General features: G+C 54.8%; 2 protein-coding genes. Both read left to right on the top strand.

Annotated elements, in window-relative coordinates; all coding sequences use genetic code 11:
* Positions 1-85: 85 nt before the first annotated feature.
* Complete coding sequence (locus JW937_09000) at positions 86-9,223, top strand: hypothetical protein (GenBank protein ID MBN1587544.1); 9,138 nt, start codon at positions 86-88, stop codon at positions 9,221-9,223.
* Between the two features lie 294 nt (positions 9,224-9,517).
* Positions 9,518-17,083 carry an iron-containing alcohol dehydrogenase gene (locus JW937_08995; GenBank protein MBN1587543.1) on the top strand — a complete coding sequence of 2,522 codons (7,566 nt, stop codon included), beginning with the start codon at positions 9,518-9,520 and terminating at the stop codon, positions 17,081-17,083.
* Positions 17,084-17,108 lie beyond the last annotated feature (25 nt).

Genomic DNA, 17,108 nt, shown 5'->3' with positions numbered 1-17,108 from the left:
GCTCAAAACCTTATCCCGGTTGGTCGTAATAGCCTCGCTCCCGAAGCATGTCGAGATGTGCTTAGCAATCCTACACGAGGACAGAATGCTCCAAGGTCAGAGATTTCTTTGCCGGATTACGAGCCTCGTTCTCTTCTGTCTTGCAGTTTCCTTTGGTCTTGCGACTGTCTCGCCCACCCATCCTCCTTCTCCTGTTCTGGCTGCAGAAAATAGAGCGGCCCTGCAAGTGCCTGCAGAGCATGGACGCCTTGTCGGGAGTTTTGATGCAGGACCGGGTTCGACCTGGGTTGTGCTTCTGCAGGATGTCCACGCCCATCCTGAAGCGCAGCGCAATGCCGCAGCCATTATCAATTCTCTTGCGGATCAACACGGCTTTCAGCTTGTCTGTTCCGAAGGCGCGGCCGGTCCTGTGGACACCTCTGCCGTTTCTTCCTTTCCGGCCCCCGAAATACTGACCCAAGCCGCGGATCTTTTTTTGGAATCCGGAGAGCTTTCGGGGGAGGAGTATGCCAGTATCACTGCCCACCCTTCTTTGAAAATCCGGGGCATTGAAGATCCGGAACTGTACTTTGAGCAAGGACGTCTTTACTTGAGGACCCTGGCTAGCCAAGAGAACGGATTCCGGGTCATTCAAGAGGCAGCGGAAGGTCTTGAGGTAAAGGCTCGGGAAATTTGGCCGGGACAAGCCTGGGAGCTGGATCAAAGCCTTGCAGATTTTCAGGCCGGAACCCGGTCTCTTCCGGACTTTATTCGATATCTCTCCGGTTTGGAAAAGGAATCCGGATTGTTTTCGGAGATTGCTTACCCTCAGATGCGGATGTTTGGTGAGCTTGCCGCCCTGAAGGAGGAATTCGGGGACTTGGATACAGTCGTCGCTGAGCTGAAAGGGCCGGAGGCAAATCCAAGTTCCGAGCATTTGGAAAAGCTGCTCAAGACTGTGCTGCGTCAGCAAACCCTGTCGCAAGCAATTCATCCGGGGAAGCTGGGCGATGAGCTCGGGGAATTCTCAGAAGCGCTGCTCCAAAGCTTGTTGCAGACCGGGCAACAGAAAGAGCTTTATAGAAACTTGTGTTACACGAGACTTTTGGGAAAACTGGTGAACTTGAGTCTTTCCCGGCATGAATTCGAAGACTACTTGGAGTTAAGTCATGACTTCCGCCCCGCCTCCATCCCGCAGCTATCTGTTTTGGATCCAGCCTTTTTTCAGAGAGCAGAAGATTTTTACCGGGTTGCCGCGCAAAGAGACTCGGCATTACTGGAGAACATCCTTGCACAGCTGAAGCAGGAGAGCCAGGACCGCTGTGTGGTGGTGACAGGGGGCTACCATACCGATGCCATTGCTCAAGGCCTCCGGGAACAGGGTGTCTCCTACACTGTGCTTCAACCTTCCATACGCACTGAGTGGAACCGGGACCGCTACCATCAAATTCTGTTTGGGCACCGCGAGGATGTGGCAAGGCTCTTTCAATCCCCGAAGGACGCCTACAGAGCTTATCTCATGTTTGTGCCTCTGAGTTTCCGGGCCGAGTATTCTGCGGAAGTGTTCCTCAAGGCTGCCCAGGATACGGCCGATGCACATGAAGGTATTTCCATGGAAAGCCTTGTTGAGGAGCCTCAGCCCACTCTGGAGCGTTGGAGGGCAGTTTTGGCAGTCTTAGTTGTGCAAGAAGGGATCGAAAAGAATCTCGACAAAGAGGTGATTGCCCAGAGGGTGCGGGCTTTTTGCGGTGAGGAGATCGAGGTTCTCTACTACCGGGGTCTGCAGTTTCCAGGATTTACGCGCCTTGCGAGGTTTCAAGAGAGCCGGTTCCTGATCCTTGCCAATGGAGAACACTTAGTTGATATAGGGGCGAATGGGGAAGTCCGGAATAGAAGTGGACGGCTGCGCCCTCAGCGGAGGGCCAGTCAAGTTTCTTTTGCTCCGGATACTCCCGGGACACTCAATATGAGGAGGCGGCATATTGCTGAAGCCGCGGGAATGCATGCCTGGACATTGAGTGAATTTCAAATTCTCCGGGAATCCATGCAGGGTATCCAGATGGCAGAGATGCCCAGTGGAAAGAACATCTCTCACAAGGCAACCGAAGAATTCAGAATAAGAGCGGGGGCAGAACTCCGGCAATGGTTACAGAGAATAGAGCACCAGGGCGCCGTGCCAAATTATGTTCGGAGAATTGAACCATCCCCGGGACCTAAGTGGGAGGAAGATTCCCCCTATCACACGCGAGCAGACTGGCCAGCCATTGATCTGAGGCCGGAGCCTGGCGAGGACTTGCCTTACACGCGGATTGAGTTTCGCAAAGTGGAAGCTGCGCTTGAGGATCCGGGCAGTATTTTGCCCGCTTCCAAGGATGTTTTTTCCTTCTTGGAGGGAGACACTCTGGTTGTCTGTGTGCACGATGTCGAAATGCTGAAGTACCGCTTGGGTGAACTGGGCAGCGCGCTATTTCTTGAACCTTGGTACTTCAGAGAATCCGGGGATCCCGGCGCAATGGCTGCTATTTACGCGGGATGGTTGAGCGGGATCTCGCTGGATTCCGGGCAGATCGGCATTAATGACCGGGAGGACTTGGATTTCTTGAAAGTGAGTTCCCGGACCCTCCGGTGGCTATGCAATCTTCCGCTTGGAGATCTTCGGGATCTAGAAAATTACTTTGCAGTTCCAGGCAGTGAGGAAACGTGGCTGCATGAGGAGCTGCAGAGGAGGTTGGGACCTGAAGAGTATGAGAATCAGGGAAGAGTCTATGTAGACGCGATTTGTGCGGCTGCAAAGATGTTGGCGGAGATTCGGCTGCAATTGGCGAGGAATCTGCATGCGCGCGGATTTGAATTCGAAGAAGGGATGAACCTTTGTTTACATATCCGTCCGGATCAACGCAATGCCACGGTTGAAAGCATGGAATATGTCTCCCAGAGATTGCCGTGGTCTGAATGGGCGAAGCGGATGAAGCCGCCGAAACGTTGGGTGTCTGTTCCGTACATTGTTCCCCCGGATCAGGAGTTTCGCTTGCCCTGGTTACGCGAGCTTCTTAACGCGCGGACGGATTTTGCCATGACCATTGCGGGATACCGGGAGGCTCAGCCGTTCACTTGGACCACTTCTGCGGAATGGCCGGAGCTCAGGGGGACAGGGATGATCTACTGGGGCTGGGATTCCGAGACAGGAGCCAGACAGCTCATGAGGACGTTCTCTCTGGGCCCTGCCTTGGAAAGAGCTTACCTGCGCAGTCAATCCGCGCGTGGCGAAACCCATCCTCAGATTAAAGTGCAACGCGTTGAGTATCCCTTTTCTTCCAGAGGTCTTCCTGAGCAAAGGCTGTATGCCGAGGACGCCAGCATGCCCGCTATTTGGTGGGGGAGATCTCCCACAACTTTGCCCAAGCTGCGCCGGTATTTGACTGAAAAGGGCTCCCAGGACATTGGGGCAGTGGAAGCCGGAGGAGCGTGGGTGGACTGGAGGGAGGTGAGCGGGCTTCGGCTGAAAAATGGCGATGAAATCAACACGAGCACTGTGGATTCCCCGATCAATTGGGACAAAGTCGTCGCCTTGATTGTGGGGGAAGAAGAATTGCCTTTGTTGGAAATCTCTGAAGTGCAACCCGGAGAGATGTTTTGGTGGGGAGAAAATCTACCCGCGGGGGTGCAGAGGCCCAGGGGCTTGGAAGGAGTCTCCAGAACGGAGTTGGAGCGCTTTTTGACACAAGAAGGTTTTTTTGATGATCAAGGCGAGCCGCGCGTTAGTGCTTTCTCCACCCGTAAATTGGAGCGGGGACGCTTACAGCGATTGGAGGAAGGTATTCCGCTTACAGCGCGGGGTGTCTGGACAGAGACCGCGGATCAGACCCGGAGTCTACTGGTTGTGGCGGCAAAGGATGTTAAGGCGGTGGTCCTGCTCGATGGAGAAACTCGCGAAATCGGGGCAGGTCTGGACTGGTCCCAGGTCCGCTCCCTGAAAGTCGAAAATATGGAGGTACCTTGGTCGCTCATTGACCGTGTCCATCCCCGGGGCACCTTTGAGGGAAAGCAGATGAGCATTGTGGGATTGGGAGCTGCAGGCATGGCAGCTGCTCAAACCGCAGCGCTGGCAGGAGCTGAAACCTTTGTCTTGAGTGATATTGATCCGGCCCGAATGGAGGAAACGAGCGGCCAGATCCGGGATATTGCAGTTGCAATGGAAAAGAATGTTTCTATCCGGACTCTGAGCGGGGAGACTCAAATCTCGGTCCCGGACTCAGGGGCGCATTCTACGCGGTGGGTTCGTATTGTGCTGGTTCCTGCCGGGGATGCCCGCATCCGGAGACATTTAGCAAACAGCCATGTGATTGCCAACTTTTCAAATGTGGGAATGCCCTTTTGGGAAGACGTGGCTGACTTAGGGACCGGTGCAGTCCGGAGGGAGCCCAGGCCTGAATGGCTCCAAGAGGCTTTGGAGCACAATCGAATTCCGGGGCGGCTAATCTACAACAATATGATTCAACCGCCTGTCCCGGCCGATCTGCGGGTGGCTGCGGTTGCGGCTGAATCTGCGGGTGTACCCATTGGCATTGCCAACGGCGGACGGGTGTGGGCAGAGGCCCAAGCCCTGAATATGGCACGGCTTTTGGAGTTGGACCCGCTTCAAGATAGTGAGGATTACGATCGAGTCCTGGAGGAAGTGCTCGCATACACCAGAGGAACTCTGAATCTTCTTGATGCGGAGGAAGTGCTCGTTCTGGAAAGGGTGCGCGCACTGACAGAGGAATACAAACGGGGTTTGAGTGTGGATGGCCAAGTCTATCCTTCGTTTGGAGCGGTTATTGAGGCAAAGATTTCTCCGGAATATCGAGACTTGGCCAGAAGAGCCGCCCAAAGGCGCGGTTGGCCGCCGGATCTTAATTTGTTGGAGCTTTTCGGCGACCTTCAAGCAGAAGGGGAGGAATCTGCAATCCTGGGAACTTTTCCTCCATTACAGGCTTTTGATAAAGACCGGATTGATTGGCGGCCAAGATCCAGCCCGCTGAATTTCTTGGCGGCCGTTCACCCGGGCGGGACTCCCATGCCTCAGGTGCAGATCTGGACTGATTATCCCTTGCGCGGCGGGCAAAAAAGAGCTTGGGGCCATTACCCTATGGAGCTATTGGCCACCCTTCCAAACGGAATTCAGATTTGGTCCCGGACTCTCGTGTTGCATCATTTCGAAGGCCCGGGTGAGGAATTGCCGCGGCGTGTGCAGCCCAATGTGTATGGAGTAACCGCACGGATTGCGCGTCCCCGGTCTCCGGAGCAAAGGGCGGCCAATGTTCTTTCGGAGTCCGATCCCTTCAAATGGGCTTCCGAGGAAGAAGGAAGGAACTTATGGTTCGGAGTCTGGGAGGAGGCGGCTCTTGCCCAAGAAGGAGCGGAGGCAGATTTGTCTTCGGATCTGGTTGGGGCCCCGGATCCTGCGGCAATGCGTTGGGTGGGCGGGCCACCGGTTATGGTAGCTGTGGACTGGGGAGGAACTCAAATAAGAGGAATCCTCGGCGGACCCAACGGATTGGATGAATCGAGCTTTTGGCGGATACCCACGGAGAAAGAGAGCCCCATAGAGGATTTGGTCGGGCGGGTTGCGGAGGCGATTGCGGGTCTGTATACAGGTCCGGAAGAGGATTCTTTTGATTGGTGGCGGGAGGTCGGAGAAGTGCGCATCGGATTCCCGGGCAAGATAACCGAACACAATGTGGTTCACGAAAGCTGGGGATTTCCTCAAGTTGTGGGTTTGCCTTTGGCAAGAATGCTGGAGGCCGAAATCCAGAAGCGCGTCGGTTGGTTTGTGCGTGTGAAGCTCTATCCGGACACGGAGACAGCGGCTTATGGAGAGGCGGTTCAAGGCTTGGGAGCGCCCCGGCAGAATACGGCGGGTGAAGAGCTGGGCTTGAGGGATTTCTTTACGGTGACGGGAGGCCATGGCCACGGGACCGGCCTTTTTAATCGCGGATTAGGGGTGCGCAAGGTAGCATTCGAGGATCACTATCGTCCGGATGTAGAGCCCTTTGATACGCCCGATATTCAAGAGGCCATACGGGACGCTTTGGGTAAGCTTCCGGATTCGAGTTTCAACCTCGAGGACTTGGTGGCCAGCCCTGCGCTCCGGGCTCGTGTGCGCGTCCCCGCGCAGCGAGTCATGGCCGATGAGAATTGGACGTTGAGTGATCTTCCCCAGGGTCTTATCTTGGATAACTCCCCGGCTGGACCAAGTGGTGTTTTGGCCCATACCAAACAACGTTTGGCAGCAGAACAATCGGAACTGCGGCGACAACTTGCTGAAATAGAAGAGAAAGAGGCAGCGGTGCGTCGCCGTCTGGAAAATGTCGAAGAAATCAAGAGGAATGTAAGTCCGGATGATTTTCCTGAAGCCATGCAAATGCAGGAGGCGGGACTTTCCGGCTCTCTGGAGAAGCTCAATAGGCGAGTCTCCGGGATCAAGAACCGTTTGGAGTTCTTGAGAGAGCTTTGTGAGACGGGGGATGATTTCTATATCACTCGATCCCAGGTAAAAGGTCTTCTCGAAGAACTGGAGCCCGAAGATGTGGGTAAGGCGGCCATGGAGGCGTTTTTGCCCCTTATCCCGGAACAAGCCATCCGGGCGGTTACAGAGAGGCGGCTTCTTCAAACAACCGGATCTGCCAATGCCCAGGGGGAAAGCTGGGAATCCCTGGTTGAGCTGCAAAGAATCGACTCCAACCCCGACACATTGGGCAACTTCCTGGATAAACACCGGAGCCCAACGGATATCAGTATTGCGTTGGACCAGCTGGTCTCTTCGGATGAGGCCTATAGAACGGCAATTGAACAGGCTCTTGGCGAGCAGGGCGGAAACATGGCGGCGATTTCCGCAGTTAATGCGATGGGAGTGTACTTGGCTCGTTCCTTTGAAAAGATGGCTGAGGAGGTGCAGCACCAGACTTTGGATTTTGTACTGGGCGGGGGTGTCTATCTGGGGATGGGGCCTGTCTTGCGCCAAGCGATTCTTTCCAATCTGAGGCCCGTGTCAGAGGACCGGATGCCCCGGGTCCATCTGTCGGATGCCGATCTTCGGGACATGCGCGGGCTCCTTGGCGCGTGGGCTGTAGACCGGTTTCCATCCAGACCCATGACTCCAAGCCGGCGCCTGAGTTCTGCGGATTCCGCAGAGACCTTAAAGACACTTTTTGATGTGGATTGGGCCAACGAAGACGTGCTGGTGATCCATACTGAAAGTTCCCGCAGGAGATTGCAGGAGACGGTGGGGGAGGAACTGACAGATCAATTGCTCCGGGACGTCAGCCGAGCTCAGGGAAGTCGCCGGGTTCTTCAGGTTGGAGGCATCGATGATCAAACCCTTCAGGAGCTGATGGGCCGGGTCGCTGAGCTCGTGGCCGGAGAGGGAGGGATAGGCAGAATCCCCGGCCGGATTGTTGTATTCGGAGGGGGCTCTGCCATTGATTTGGGAAAGGTGTTGGCGTGGCGGCTGGGCGCCAAGTACACTGCGATTCCCACGAGCCTTTCGACCAATGCCCATGACACTTACAAGCCTGCGGTGACGAAGCGGATGAGTGAAGTTCTTTCAGAGATCCGGCCGGAGAGTGCTGTGCAGCCCGGCGAGAATGGGGAGCTAAAATTCAAGTTCCCTGTATCCGAGGCGATGTTGGGTCGTCATGGGGAGACCTATGTGGAAATTCATGCTGCGCCGGAGGGCCAGGAGCATCCGGTGTGGACCAGGGTCCGGAGAGAGGGCCCGATGAGCATCCAAATCGTCTCTCAAAACACATCCGCTAAGGAGATTGAGCAACTCAGGACTGTGCGCGACAGGGTGCTCAAAGTGGGAGAGAATCTGGAGTGGAATGAAACTCTCGAGTTGCCTCCCGGACACCGGGCCGCCTCCGTGCGTGCGCGCTTGGTGGAGCAGAAGTGGACTAAGTATTCTTTTCCCGCAGGGGCTCCGGATGAGGTGGTCTTTTTGGAGGACTTACTCAGCAAGTCGGTGCGCCAAAATACCGCGGGATTGGCGGATGCTGCGTCTGCAGCGACCGCCTATTTGGACCGGGACAAAGCAAAGGAGCATCCGCAAGCTTTTAATGTTTATGAAGAGGTTCTGTCACAGATTCCTCGGGACCGGAGAGAGGAAGCGGCTCAGGTTTTTGAGGACATCGGAGAGCGCCAGTTGAGAATTGTGCGGGGCTTGTTTGATGCTTCCATGCGCACTCCCCCCACTTTAGGCAAAGGCGCGTCTCCCGGCAGCTTGGTTTCCCAGGTAAAGGCGTATTTGACGGAAGTTTCCGAAGCTGTGGTAGAGGCAGGGGACTTCCATCATGACTGGGCAGGGTTGATTGACGCAATGGGTGAACACCAACTGGCTTTTTCGTTGGAGACCCAGTTCCCCGAGGCGCGTATTCTACACGGTGAATACATCTCTTTGTGTATGGTGATGGTTTTTCGCTTGTACGAAGAATTTTTTCCGGATACAGACTTTATGGGTCAAAAGGTTGACTCAGCGGACTTTGCCCGCAAGCTTCAATCCTTGGATTTGCCTGTGACTCCCGGGGCCATCAGTCCGTTCATTACGCGGGACTCTCTGATCAATATGCTGATGGAGGCGGTGCCCAGGAAAGGGCGATGGTCTATTGTGAACCATCTTAGTGAAATGCGGGATGCAGGGGAGTTCACGTACCTGGACGCGGCGCACATTGTGGATTCGCTCTTTGGACCGGAGGGTTCTCTTTTCGGCCCCGACAGCTACCTTCCGACCCCATCCCAAGAAATGGCGGGCAGGATTCGGGAGCAGATCGGGCCGGAAATCGCGGAAGACGATTCCTTGTTTCGAGAATTCTGTGAGGTCTTGATCAGTGCGTGCGGGAATACCTGGTTTGAGAAACCCTTAAGACAGAGGCATATTCAACTGGAAGAGAGAGTTCTGCAGCTGAATCGCAACTTGGAGTTGACGCACTACCACCAGGACCTCACTTGGGAAATGCTTTCAGCCCTGCTTCTGGAGACTCTGCAAAACAGAACGGCTTGGCGCAATGCTGCGCAGCAGTCGAAGACCTCCCTGGAAAGCCTGGTGACTGCGGACGGGCTTCGGCAAATCGCCCAGCACCTCCTTTGGACCCGCTCTCCGGATGCTGCTTTGCCGCCCTTGCTTGCGGATCCGGGACATTTAGCTGTGTCACCCCCAGATTTGGCTGAGGCAGTGCAAGCGTCGGAGCTGCTGGCGGTCGCTCTCTAGGAAGCTCTCCGCCAGCCTTGAAACCCAGCCTGGGCCTTTTGCGGGGCCCGGAGGGACGAAGCAACCTATGTGCCCCCTTATCAAGAGCTTATGTGCAACAAAGATTGCTTCTCCGCCATGAATCGTGGCGGATCGCAATGACGGAAAGGCTATTTCGCAACAGTCCCCTTGACAAAAGGGCTTACTTATGGCATACTTTAACATACACTTTATGATCTGAAGAGATACAACTCTTGGAACCATCCTAAGACACCCTTTTAAAGGTACTTATGTCTTCTCTCAGGCGGGGCGGCTATGACGCAATTTGGAAAACGTCTTTGCGCTGTACTCCTATCCCTGGGTCTCTGCCTGTTGTTCCCCGCAATAGCCGGATCTGTCCCCTCAGATTCCCTTCAAATCGATTCTGCTAAGGGCCGGATTGTTGAGCAATACAAAGGCCGGACAAATTTACCCTTTGTCGTGCTCATGCAGGATGTGCATGCTCATCCCGAAGCCCAACGCAATGCCTCTGAAGTTATCGCGCAGCTGTATGAGACAAACGGATTCGAATTGGTCTGTTCTGAAGGCGCTGCAGGTTGGATTGACACTTCGGAAGTCTCTGAATTTCCCTACCCACAGATCCGGCAGAAAGCCGCAGACCTTTTCTTGAGACTCGGTGAGTTGACCGGGGAGGAGTATGTGAAGATCACGCGCTTTCCGGAACTCAAAATCTGGGGAATCGAAGATCCGGAGCTTTATTTCAGAGAAGGACGCGCCTATCTCAGTATTCTTTATCAAAAAGAGGAGTGTGTTTCAGAACTGCAACGGCTGACCGGACATCTGCTCTGGATCGGGAAAAAGGTTTGGCCCCGGGAGCTTGTTGAGCTCGATGCGGTAAGCCAGAACTTTGAAAATTCGAACGGGGGGTTGCAGCCCTATCTCCGGCTTCTCTTGAAGATGGCAGAAGATCAGGAAATACGTACAGAAGAGAGGTTCAAGCAACTCAGTTTGATGCAAGAAATGATGTTGTTGAGTGATTCTCTGCCTCCACCTGAAAAACTGAAGGAGCAAGTCCAGGCATTGAGCAGGGAGATTAGCGCGAGTTTGAGTCAGGCTGAGCTTAAGGAGTGGTTGGGGGGCTGCTGGGTTTCGGAAGCTCAGGGCCTGGATTTTCAAAAGCCGGAGGCACTGCTTCAGCTTTTTGAGTCCCCGCCGGCTAAATTGGACGGGTTTCAGAAACGCTATGGCATTCTGCAATCCGCACTGCGCTATCAGGTTTTGTCCACACAGGTGAAAGTTGCCGAGCTCAATGATCAACTGAGCGCACTGCAACAGCTTGTCCTGGATGGAATGCTGGTGCCAGGGCCTCAGAAGCAACTCATGGAGGCTCTTCGACAGGCACGGGCTTTGAGAAAGCTTCTGGATCTGGAGCTCAGTCCTGAGGAGTTTTCAGACTTTCTCCAGGCGGAGAAACTTCAATCAGTCCGGAACACAAAGAAGCTTATGGCACAGTTTGCCGGTCCGGAGATCTCACCGGACACAGAGCCTTTGGATTGGGAAGTGTTGGAGGAGAGTCTCGGGGATCTGGTATCCGGGGCAAAGGGTTTTTACAGGATTGCTTTGGAGCGGGATGCTGCCTTTTTGCGAAACATCCGGAGACAACTGCAGCAATCAAAAGCAGACCGGTGCATCGTGGTTACAGGAGGCTTTCATACGCCCGGCTTGGTCCAAGGCCTGCGCGAAGCGGAGTTTTCTTTTATAGTCGTCCGGCCGGTTTTTTCGCCGGATTCGGATGAGTCACGTTATCGGAATCTCTTGCTTGGGGAAAGACTTCCTTTGGAACAACTGCTCCGGAGTCTGGAGAATTCTTACCGGCCCTATCTCATGTTTGTGCCAGAAGCGTTCCGGGAACGCTACAGGCTGGAGGTCTTTCAAAGAACTCTGGAGGCGCTGAGTCAAACCAAAAACGAGCAATGGGTTCAGAAAGTGATCTCCGGTGAGAGCTCTTTGCACAGAATAAGGTTGGTGCTCGGAACCATGTTGGTTCTGGACGGGATAGAGAATGGCCGGGATCTTCGGGAAATAGGAGGCGAATTAGCGGGTCTGCTGGGCAAAAAGACTCGCGTTGGAACTTATCGAGGGAGCCTTGTGGCCGGGACTCAAGGAAGAAAACAGGTACTTGTCCAAATAGATCCTGACGGAGGGGTATCTTTTCCGGATGTACGCACCGAGGAGGTGACATGGATTCCACCGAATGAGTACTTCTTTACGCGCCACGCTGCCAATGAGGCGCGGCTTCGGGTGGCGCACTCCCTGCAAGAAAGAGAAGGCATTCGGGCGCCGGATGCTGATGAATCGGAGAGAATCCGTGGGCTGCTTTCTTCCCTCACGGTTCCCGAACCCGGTAGCCTGGCGCGTCCGGCCGCGGATCCTCCGGTTGTGGAGAAGGCCCTTCGGCATTTTGGGGAGTGGAAACAATCCATCACTCAGGCATCGCATTGGAGTGGGGGCAATCTCCGAATAGCCTCTTCTGCAGGGGGTTCCTATGAGCCGCCTTATAGGGAGATTGAATTCAGGATTATGACCAAGCCCATTTCAGACCCGGCCGGACTCCTGCCGGGTAAATCAAGGGTTCTTTCCTATCAGGAGGGGGAAAAACTAGTAGTGTGCGTGTGCCTGCGGAACTTCTCTGAGGAGAGACTGGGGGATTTGGCAGAGGAATTGGCCAGCGCGCTTTATCTTAAGCCCATTGCTTTTCAGGACGCTGAAAATCCGGAAGTGTACGCCCTGATGACGGAAGGGCTTTTCGGCGGCCGGCTGGTCTGGCCAACGGACCCGATGCATGGGGAAGAACCCTATTCTTGGTGGCGCGCACAGACATTGCGGGCGAACGGAGAGGCTGCGGCTGTGCCGGTTCCTCCCTTTGTCTGGGTGAGTGACCGTCTGATCAGGCACCTTGGGGAGCGGGCTCAAGAGGAGCCTCCGGAGCCGGACGGCGAAGCGAGCCTGACCTGGGTGTATCCGATGAAAGAAATCCTGGTCTCCGGAGGAGCTTCAGCGCCGGACCAGGAGTTTTTTAAGCACTGGGAAACCGCTTTAGGGCTTTACGCAAAGGCGTTCAAGGAGTTTGATTCTCAGTTCCAGGAGGAGCTCAGACAGCAGCACATTGATATGGAGCGAGGGGAATCTCGAGTGGGGATCCATCTGGCCGGCCGGACTCGGGGTTCCCGGACACCTTTTCTCCTCAACCACATTGTGGAAGAGATGGGAGGCCCTTGGCGCTTTGTGCCCTTTGAAATGGGGGAGTATCAACAGCATCGATTGCCTCAACTTTTGGACTGGATGCGACTTCGCGGTCTTTCAGGAACTGTGAGCCGGCCCTGGTCAGTGCCTTTGTCCTATCTGGTGCCTCTGGACACCCCTTGGCCTTTTTCTCCTGTGAGTCTGCTTTACTGGAAGCAAGATCCTTTGGGGAAATTGGGGCTTGTGGGGACCAATACCTCGGCCCAAGCTGTTGTGCATGAATATGAGTCAGTCTGGAGGCCGGGTCAGACCCTGGAAGACAAAAAGGTGGCCGTGATTGGATTAGGGGCTTTGGGCCAGGCTTTGGCCGTGGAGATTGCGCATCAAAAGCCCGTGCAGCTGATTCTCGTACTTCGCCCAGGACATGAAAGCACACCCCGGTTCCGAATGCTCATGACGGAGCTTCAGAAAATTGCCCAGGGGCAAGAACGCAGTCTTATAGTCGTAAGGCCGAATGGTGTAACAGAGGAGGTTCCACATGATTTCGGTCAGGCCGCTGCGCTGGAGGTGATTTTGTTGGAGGCCTGGGAAGATGAGTCAGTACAGGCGAGTTTAGCATCGGCTCATTTGATCATCAATGCCAGTGGAGAAAGGAGGCCTGTCAATTCAGGCTTCTCAAAAGGATTATCCCCGGACTGTGTTGTCTTAGATGCTGCAGCCAGAAATCCTGCGGTTCCGTTTCTGCGCGATGCTTTTGCTGAGTGGATGGCATCCATTCCTCCGGGTGCTGAAGAAAATGTACCTTCCTTTTGCAACGGAACAGGTCCGATGATTCGTTCGAACATGGAGGCTGCCGAGCTTTTGGCAGGATGTTCCATTGTGCCCCGTCATATCTCATCGATTGCGGAAAGCTGCCGCCAAAACCTCGAATTGTTGGAAGCGCTGCCGCTCTTGGTGCACGACTACTTAGAAAGACTTTTTACCGAGTGGCGTCTGGGAATGCACGTGGGTGGAGTTTTTTATCCGACCTTAAGGGAAATGATTGAGAGCCATTTCCCTCCCTCCCTCGCGGAGATTGCTTTGCGGGACATGCAAAGCCGGAGATGGGACCCGGATTCGGATCCGCGGCTGTTTCTCACACGCAGTCTGGCCAGGCGTCGCTGCGGGGAAGAAGCATCAGAACAAGATCCGGCAGAGTTGTGGAACCGAATTCTGAGTATGGAGTCCGCATTGCCTGGGCGCGGCATTCTTGCTGTGAGTCCTGAGCTGGATGAGCGAGTGATTGCGGAAGCGGGAGAGGAGTTGGAAGTTTGGGCTGCGGTCCTGGAAAATGAAGGCTCTGAGCCGCTTGTTTTTGCGCACCACAACTTGGCAGGTTCTTGGCAAGCCACCCATATGTCCCGGAGGTTTTTTTGGCAGACAGAAATTGACGGGGAATCTGCGCGGGTGCATTTCTTCCGGGCAGTCCTGCAGGTGCCGGAAGCGGGGCCAGAGGAGCTTGAAGAGCCGCTTCAGTTGACCTATTGCAAAGTTATTTCTGAGATCTCTCCCGAGCTTAATCTTGCAATAGGGCGAAGACCCGAACCCCTGGAATGGGCGGGTTCGCCTGGTGACAATGCGATCATTACTGTGATTCCTTCCACTTCATTGGTTGAGGATCGCAGTGTTGCCCCATACTTGCCCATGGCGATTACGGGTGAAGTGCCTGCGGTCTCCAGATTACGGGTTCAAAACTATGGTCAGATTTTTGCTGTGGATATGGGGGGGGGCAGTGTGCGGTTGGCTTTGCTGCCCGAGCATCTTCCTGAGGCTATAGAGGTAAGCCGTGTTACGCATGATAGAAGCTCTTGGACAACTCCTGAGGAGATGTTGAAATGGCTTGGACAGCGGATTGCCCTAAGCCTGCCTCTGGAGAAGGGGCTCTTGGGCTCAGGCTGGGAGGGGGTCGGCGAAATCATTGTGGGTTTTCCCGGCTTGACAGACCGCCATGGCAAGGTGCTCAACAGCTGGCATTTTCCGGAATTTGAGGGCTTTGGATTGGCGCGGGAATTGGAAAAGGTGATCCAACAGGAGGTGGGCTGGTTTGTGCCGGTAAGAGTGCATCCGGATACGGGGCTTTCCGTCAAGGGAGAGTATGCGCACGGGACACCGGAGCAGGAGTTTATCTACTTCAACTTGGGCACAGGGGCGAGTTTTGCGGTCATGAGCCGGGGCCATGTGGAAGCCGATGCGTTTGAGGATGACTATTTCCCGCCTGTTGGAACGAAGAATGAGGGCTATCTGCAGAAACTGCGAAAGTTGCTTGGCAAGAGACCGGGTATGCCCCTGAACTTTGAAGATTGTGTGGCCAATCAAGCGCAGCTCCTTCGTGTGCGTGAGGAGTTTAACCGGGTGAAAGCGCTCTCCAGCCAATGGAAGACAGAAGATTTACCCCCGAGTCTCCTTTCCGGTGACTATGGGCCGCATGATGCAGAGGGTCTTCCGAAGGGAATTCTGGTAAACACCAAGAGGCGTCTTCAGCAGGAACAGTCGGACTTGATTGCTGAACAATTGGCGCTGCAGAAACAAATTGAGGAACTGGAACAGAAGGCCGCAGCGTTTAGGGAGGATAGCCCAAAGGCTTCTGTCCGCGGGAGAGCCTTGGAATTGCGTATTGAACAGTGCCGTAAGAGAGAGTCTTGGATAAAAAGGAGGATTAGGGTTCTGACTCAGTTGACAGTCCGGGGAAAAAAGAAATTAATAACAAAATCACAGGTGGGACCGCTGCTGGCAGAACTGCGCATGGAAGACATCGGTTATGCTGCTGCTGAAGCTTATGAGGAATGGGTGATGGAGAATGGTTCTGGGGGCCGGTCCTTGTTCCGGATGTTTGATCAGGCACTCCCTCTGAATGCCACTCCTTGGGAGGCTGACAGAGTAGCAGAACAGGTTTTCGGAGGTACCTCCAATCCTCTTGCCCTGAGAATTGTCAATGATATGGGGCGGGACATTGCCCCGGCCTTCTTGGAGATTGCTGCACAGCACCGGATTCCGAATATACGCATTGGCGGCGGCACAGCTCAAATGGGAGATGTTCTGTATCAGGCGATTGTCACCCGGTTCCCGGATCCGGTTGAGGGAAGAGAGCCGGTGCATGTCGAGTTTTCTCCGCTGGGCGAGAATCGGGCTTTGCTGGGCGCGCATGAAATCGTCCAAGAGCAGGAAGGCAGATTCCGAACGAATCGCCGGTTTCCCAAGCGCATGCGTCATGGTGCAAGCGCCAAGGGCAACATGAGGCAAAGGATGGAGCGTTTGCGATCCGAGGGGAATCCTGCGCTTGTCGTTCTCAGTCAGAGTGCATTGAGTCTTTTGGAGGAAGTCTACGGTCCGGCATGGGTGCGAGATTATGTTCGGAATCATCCTGTGTTGATGGTCGGGGCGATGACAGAGGAGGTAATTCCCGAGGTGATGGCCCAGCTGGTGGAGTTGACCGGGGGAGAAGCGTTGGGAGGCCGTCTGCCGGAGACCATTGTGGGTATTGGAGGCGGTTCCGCCGTTGATTGGGCCAAATTGGTTGCGGACAGAGTTGTGGGATCGGAGTTGTTGGCCTTTCCCACTTCAGCAAGCACCAATGCGGGGTATACCTATAAGGTGGCGATGTGGTTGAGTCCGGATGATCGAGGGCGCAGAGGCAAGAAATCCTTGATTGCCCGGTCTCCGGATACAACCACCTTTGATCCTGATCTCGTTTACGATTCCAGAAATGAACGCGCCAATCGTGCGGGGCCCGGGGACCTGATCACCCTCTATTCGGGGCTTTTGGATTGGTATATGGCGCTCCAGTTGGGAGCGGACCTGCCTGCTTTGGGGCCTGTGGATCCCCTGACAGGGAAACCTGAGCACTATGAAAGGTATCTGGGACTCCTCGAGGAAACACAAGGTATCTGGGATCGTTTGCTGGATCGAGTAGTGCCTTCGGGCAATGGGAAAAGCCAGAGCATGCCCCAGGAAGAAGTCGCCGATCTGGCAGTAGAAAACTTGATGAAGGTTTCCAAGGTTGTGGCTGAGATGGGCGAGATACACGACGATATGGCAGGGCGGCCTCATGCTGCAGCGGAGCACCAGTTGGCCTTTGCCATTGAAACTCAGCTGCCCGGGGATGTCCGTTTGTATCACGGGGAAATTGTGGCGCTGTGCACCGTGATTTGCTCCCTGTTGTACAAGGATTCCATGGAGAAGGGGTGGATCGGCGAGGAGGCTGCCGGCCTGCTCAAACAGTCTTTGGGGACTTTGATTGGCCCGGACCGAGTGAAGCCGGTCATGCAGCGTTTGGGCATGCCTGTGACTCCCGGGGCTTTAGCCCCGGAAGACCTGCCCGAATCTTGGCCCGGCGCGTCAAGACTCAGAGAGATCTTGATCAATGCCTTAATGGAGGTAGAGCCCCGTAAAGGGCGCTGGAGCATTGTGGATCTTCTCCAAGCAAAACGAAATGCGGGAGAGTTTACCCGAGGCGACGCCGCTGCATTTGTGGATGGATTGTTTGGCCCGGAAGATTTTATTCCTCCCCATGCGCCCGGGCCGGTTGTTCCAAGCGGTCTGGGCGCAGATCGGGCCGGGAATCGTGCCCTTGTTCTTGATGAAATCTCGGCTGCACTCTAAAAGTCCCTTCCCGCCAAGCAGATCC

The organism is Candidatus Omnitrophota bacterium (assembly GCA_016929445.1).
Lineage (GTDB): Bacteria > Omnitrophota > Gorgyraeia > JAFGIU01 > JAFGIU01 > JAFGIU01.
This window is presented reverse-complemented; position numbering and strand designations above follow the sequence as displayed.

Bases quoted from the DNA above. Each gene is read 5' to 3' on its own strand.
- JW937_09000 (MBN1587544.1), top strand. From the start codon at position 86: ATGCTCCAAGGTCAGAGATTTCTTTGCCGGATTACGAGCCTCGTTCTC.
- JW937_08995 (MBN1587543.1), top strand. From the start codon at position 9,518: ATGACGCAATTTGGAAAACGTCTTTGCGCTGTACTCCTATCCCTGGGT.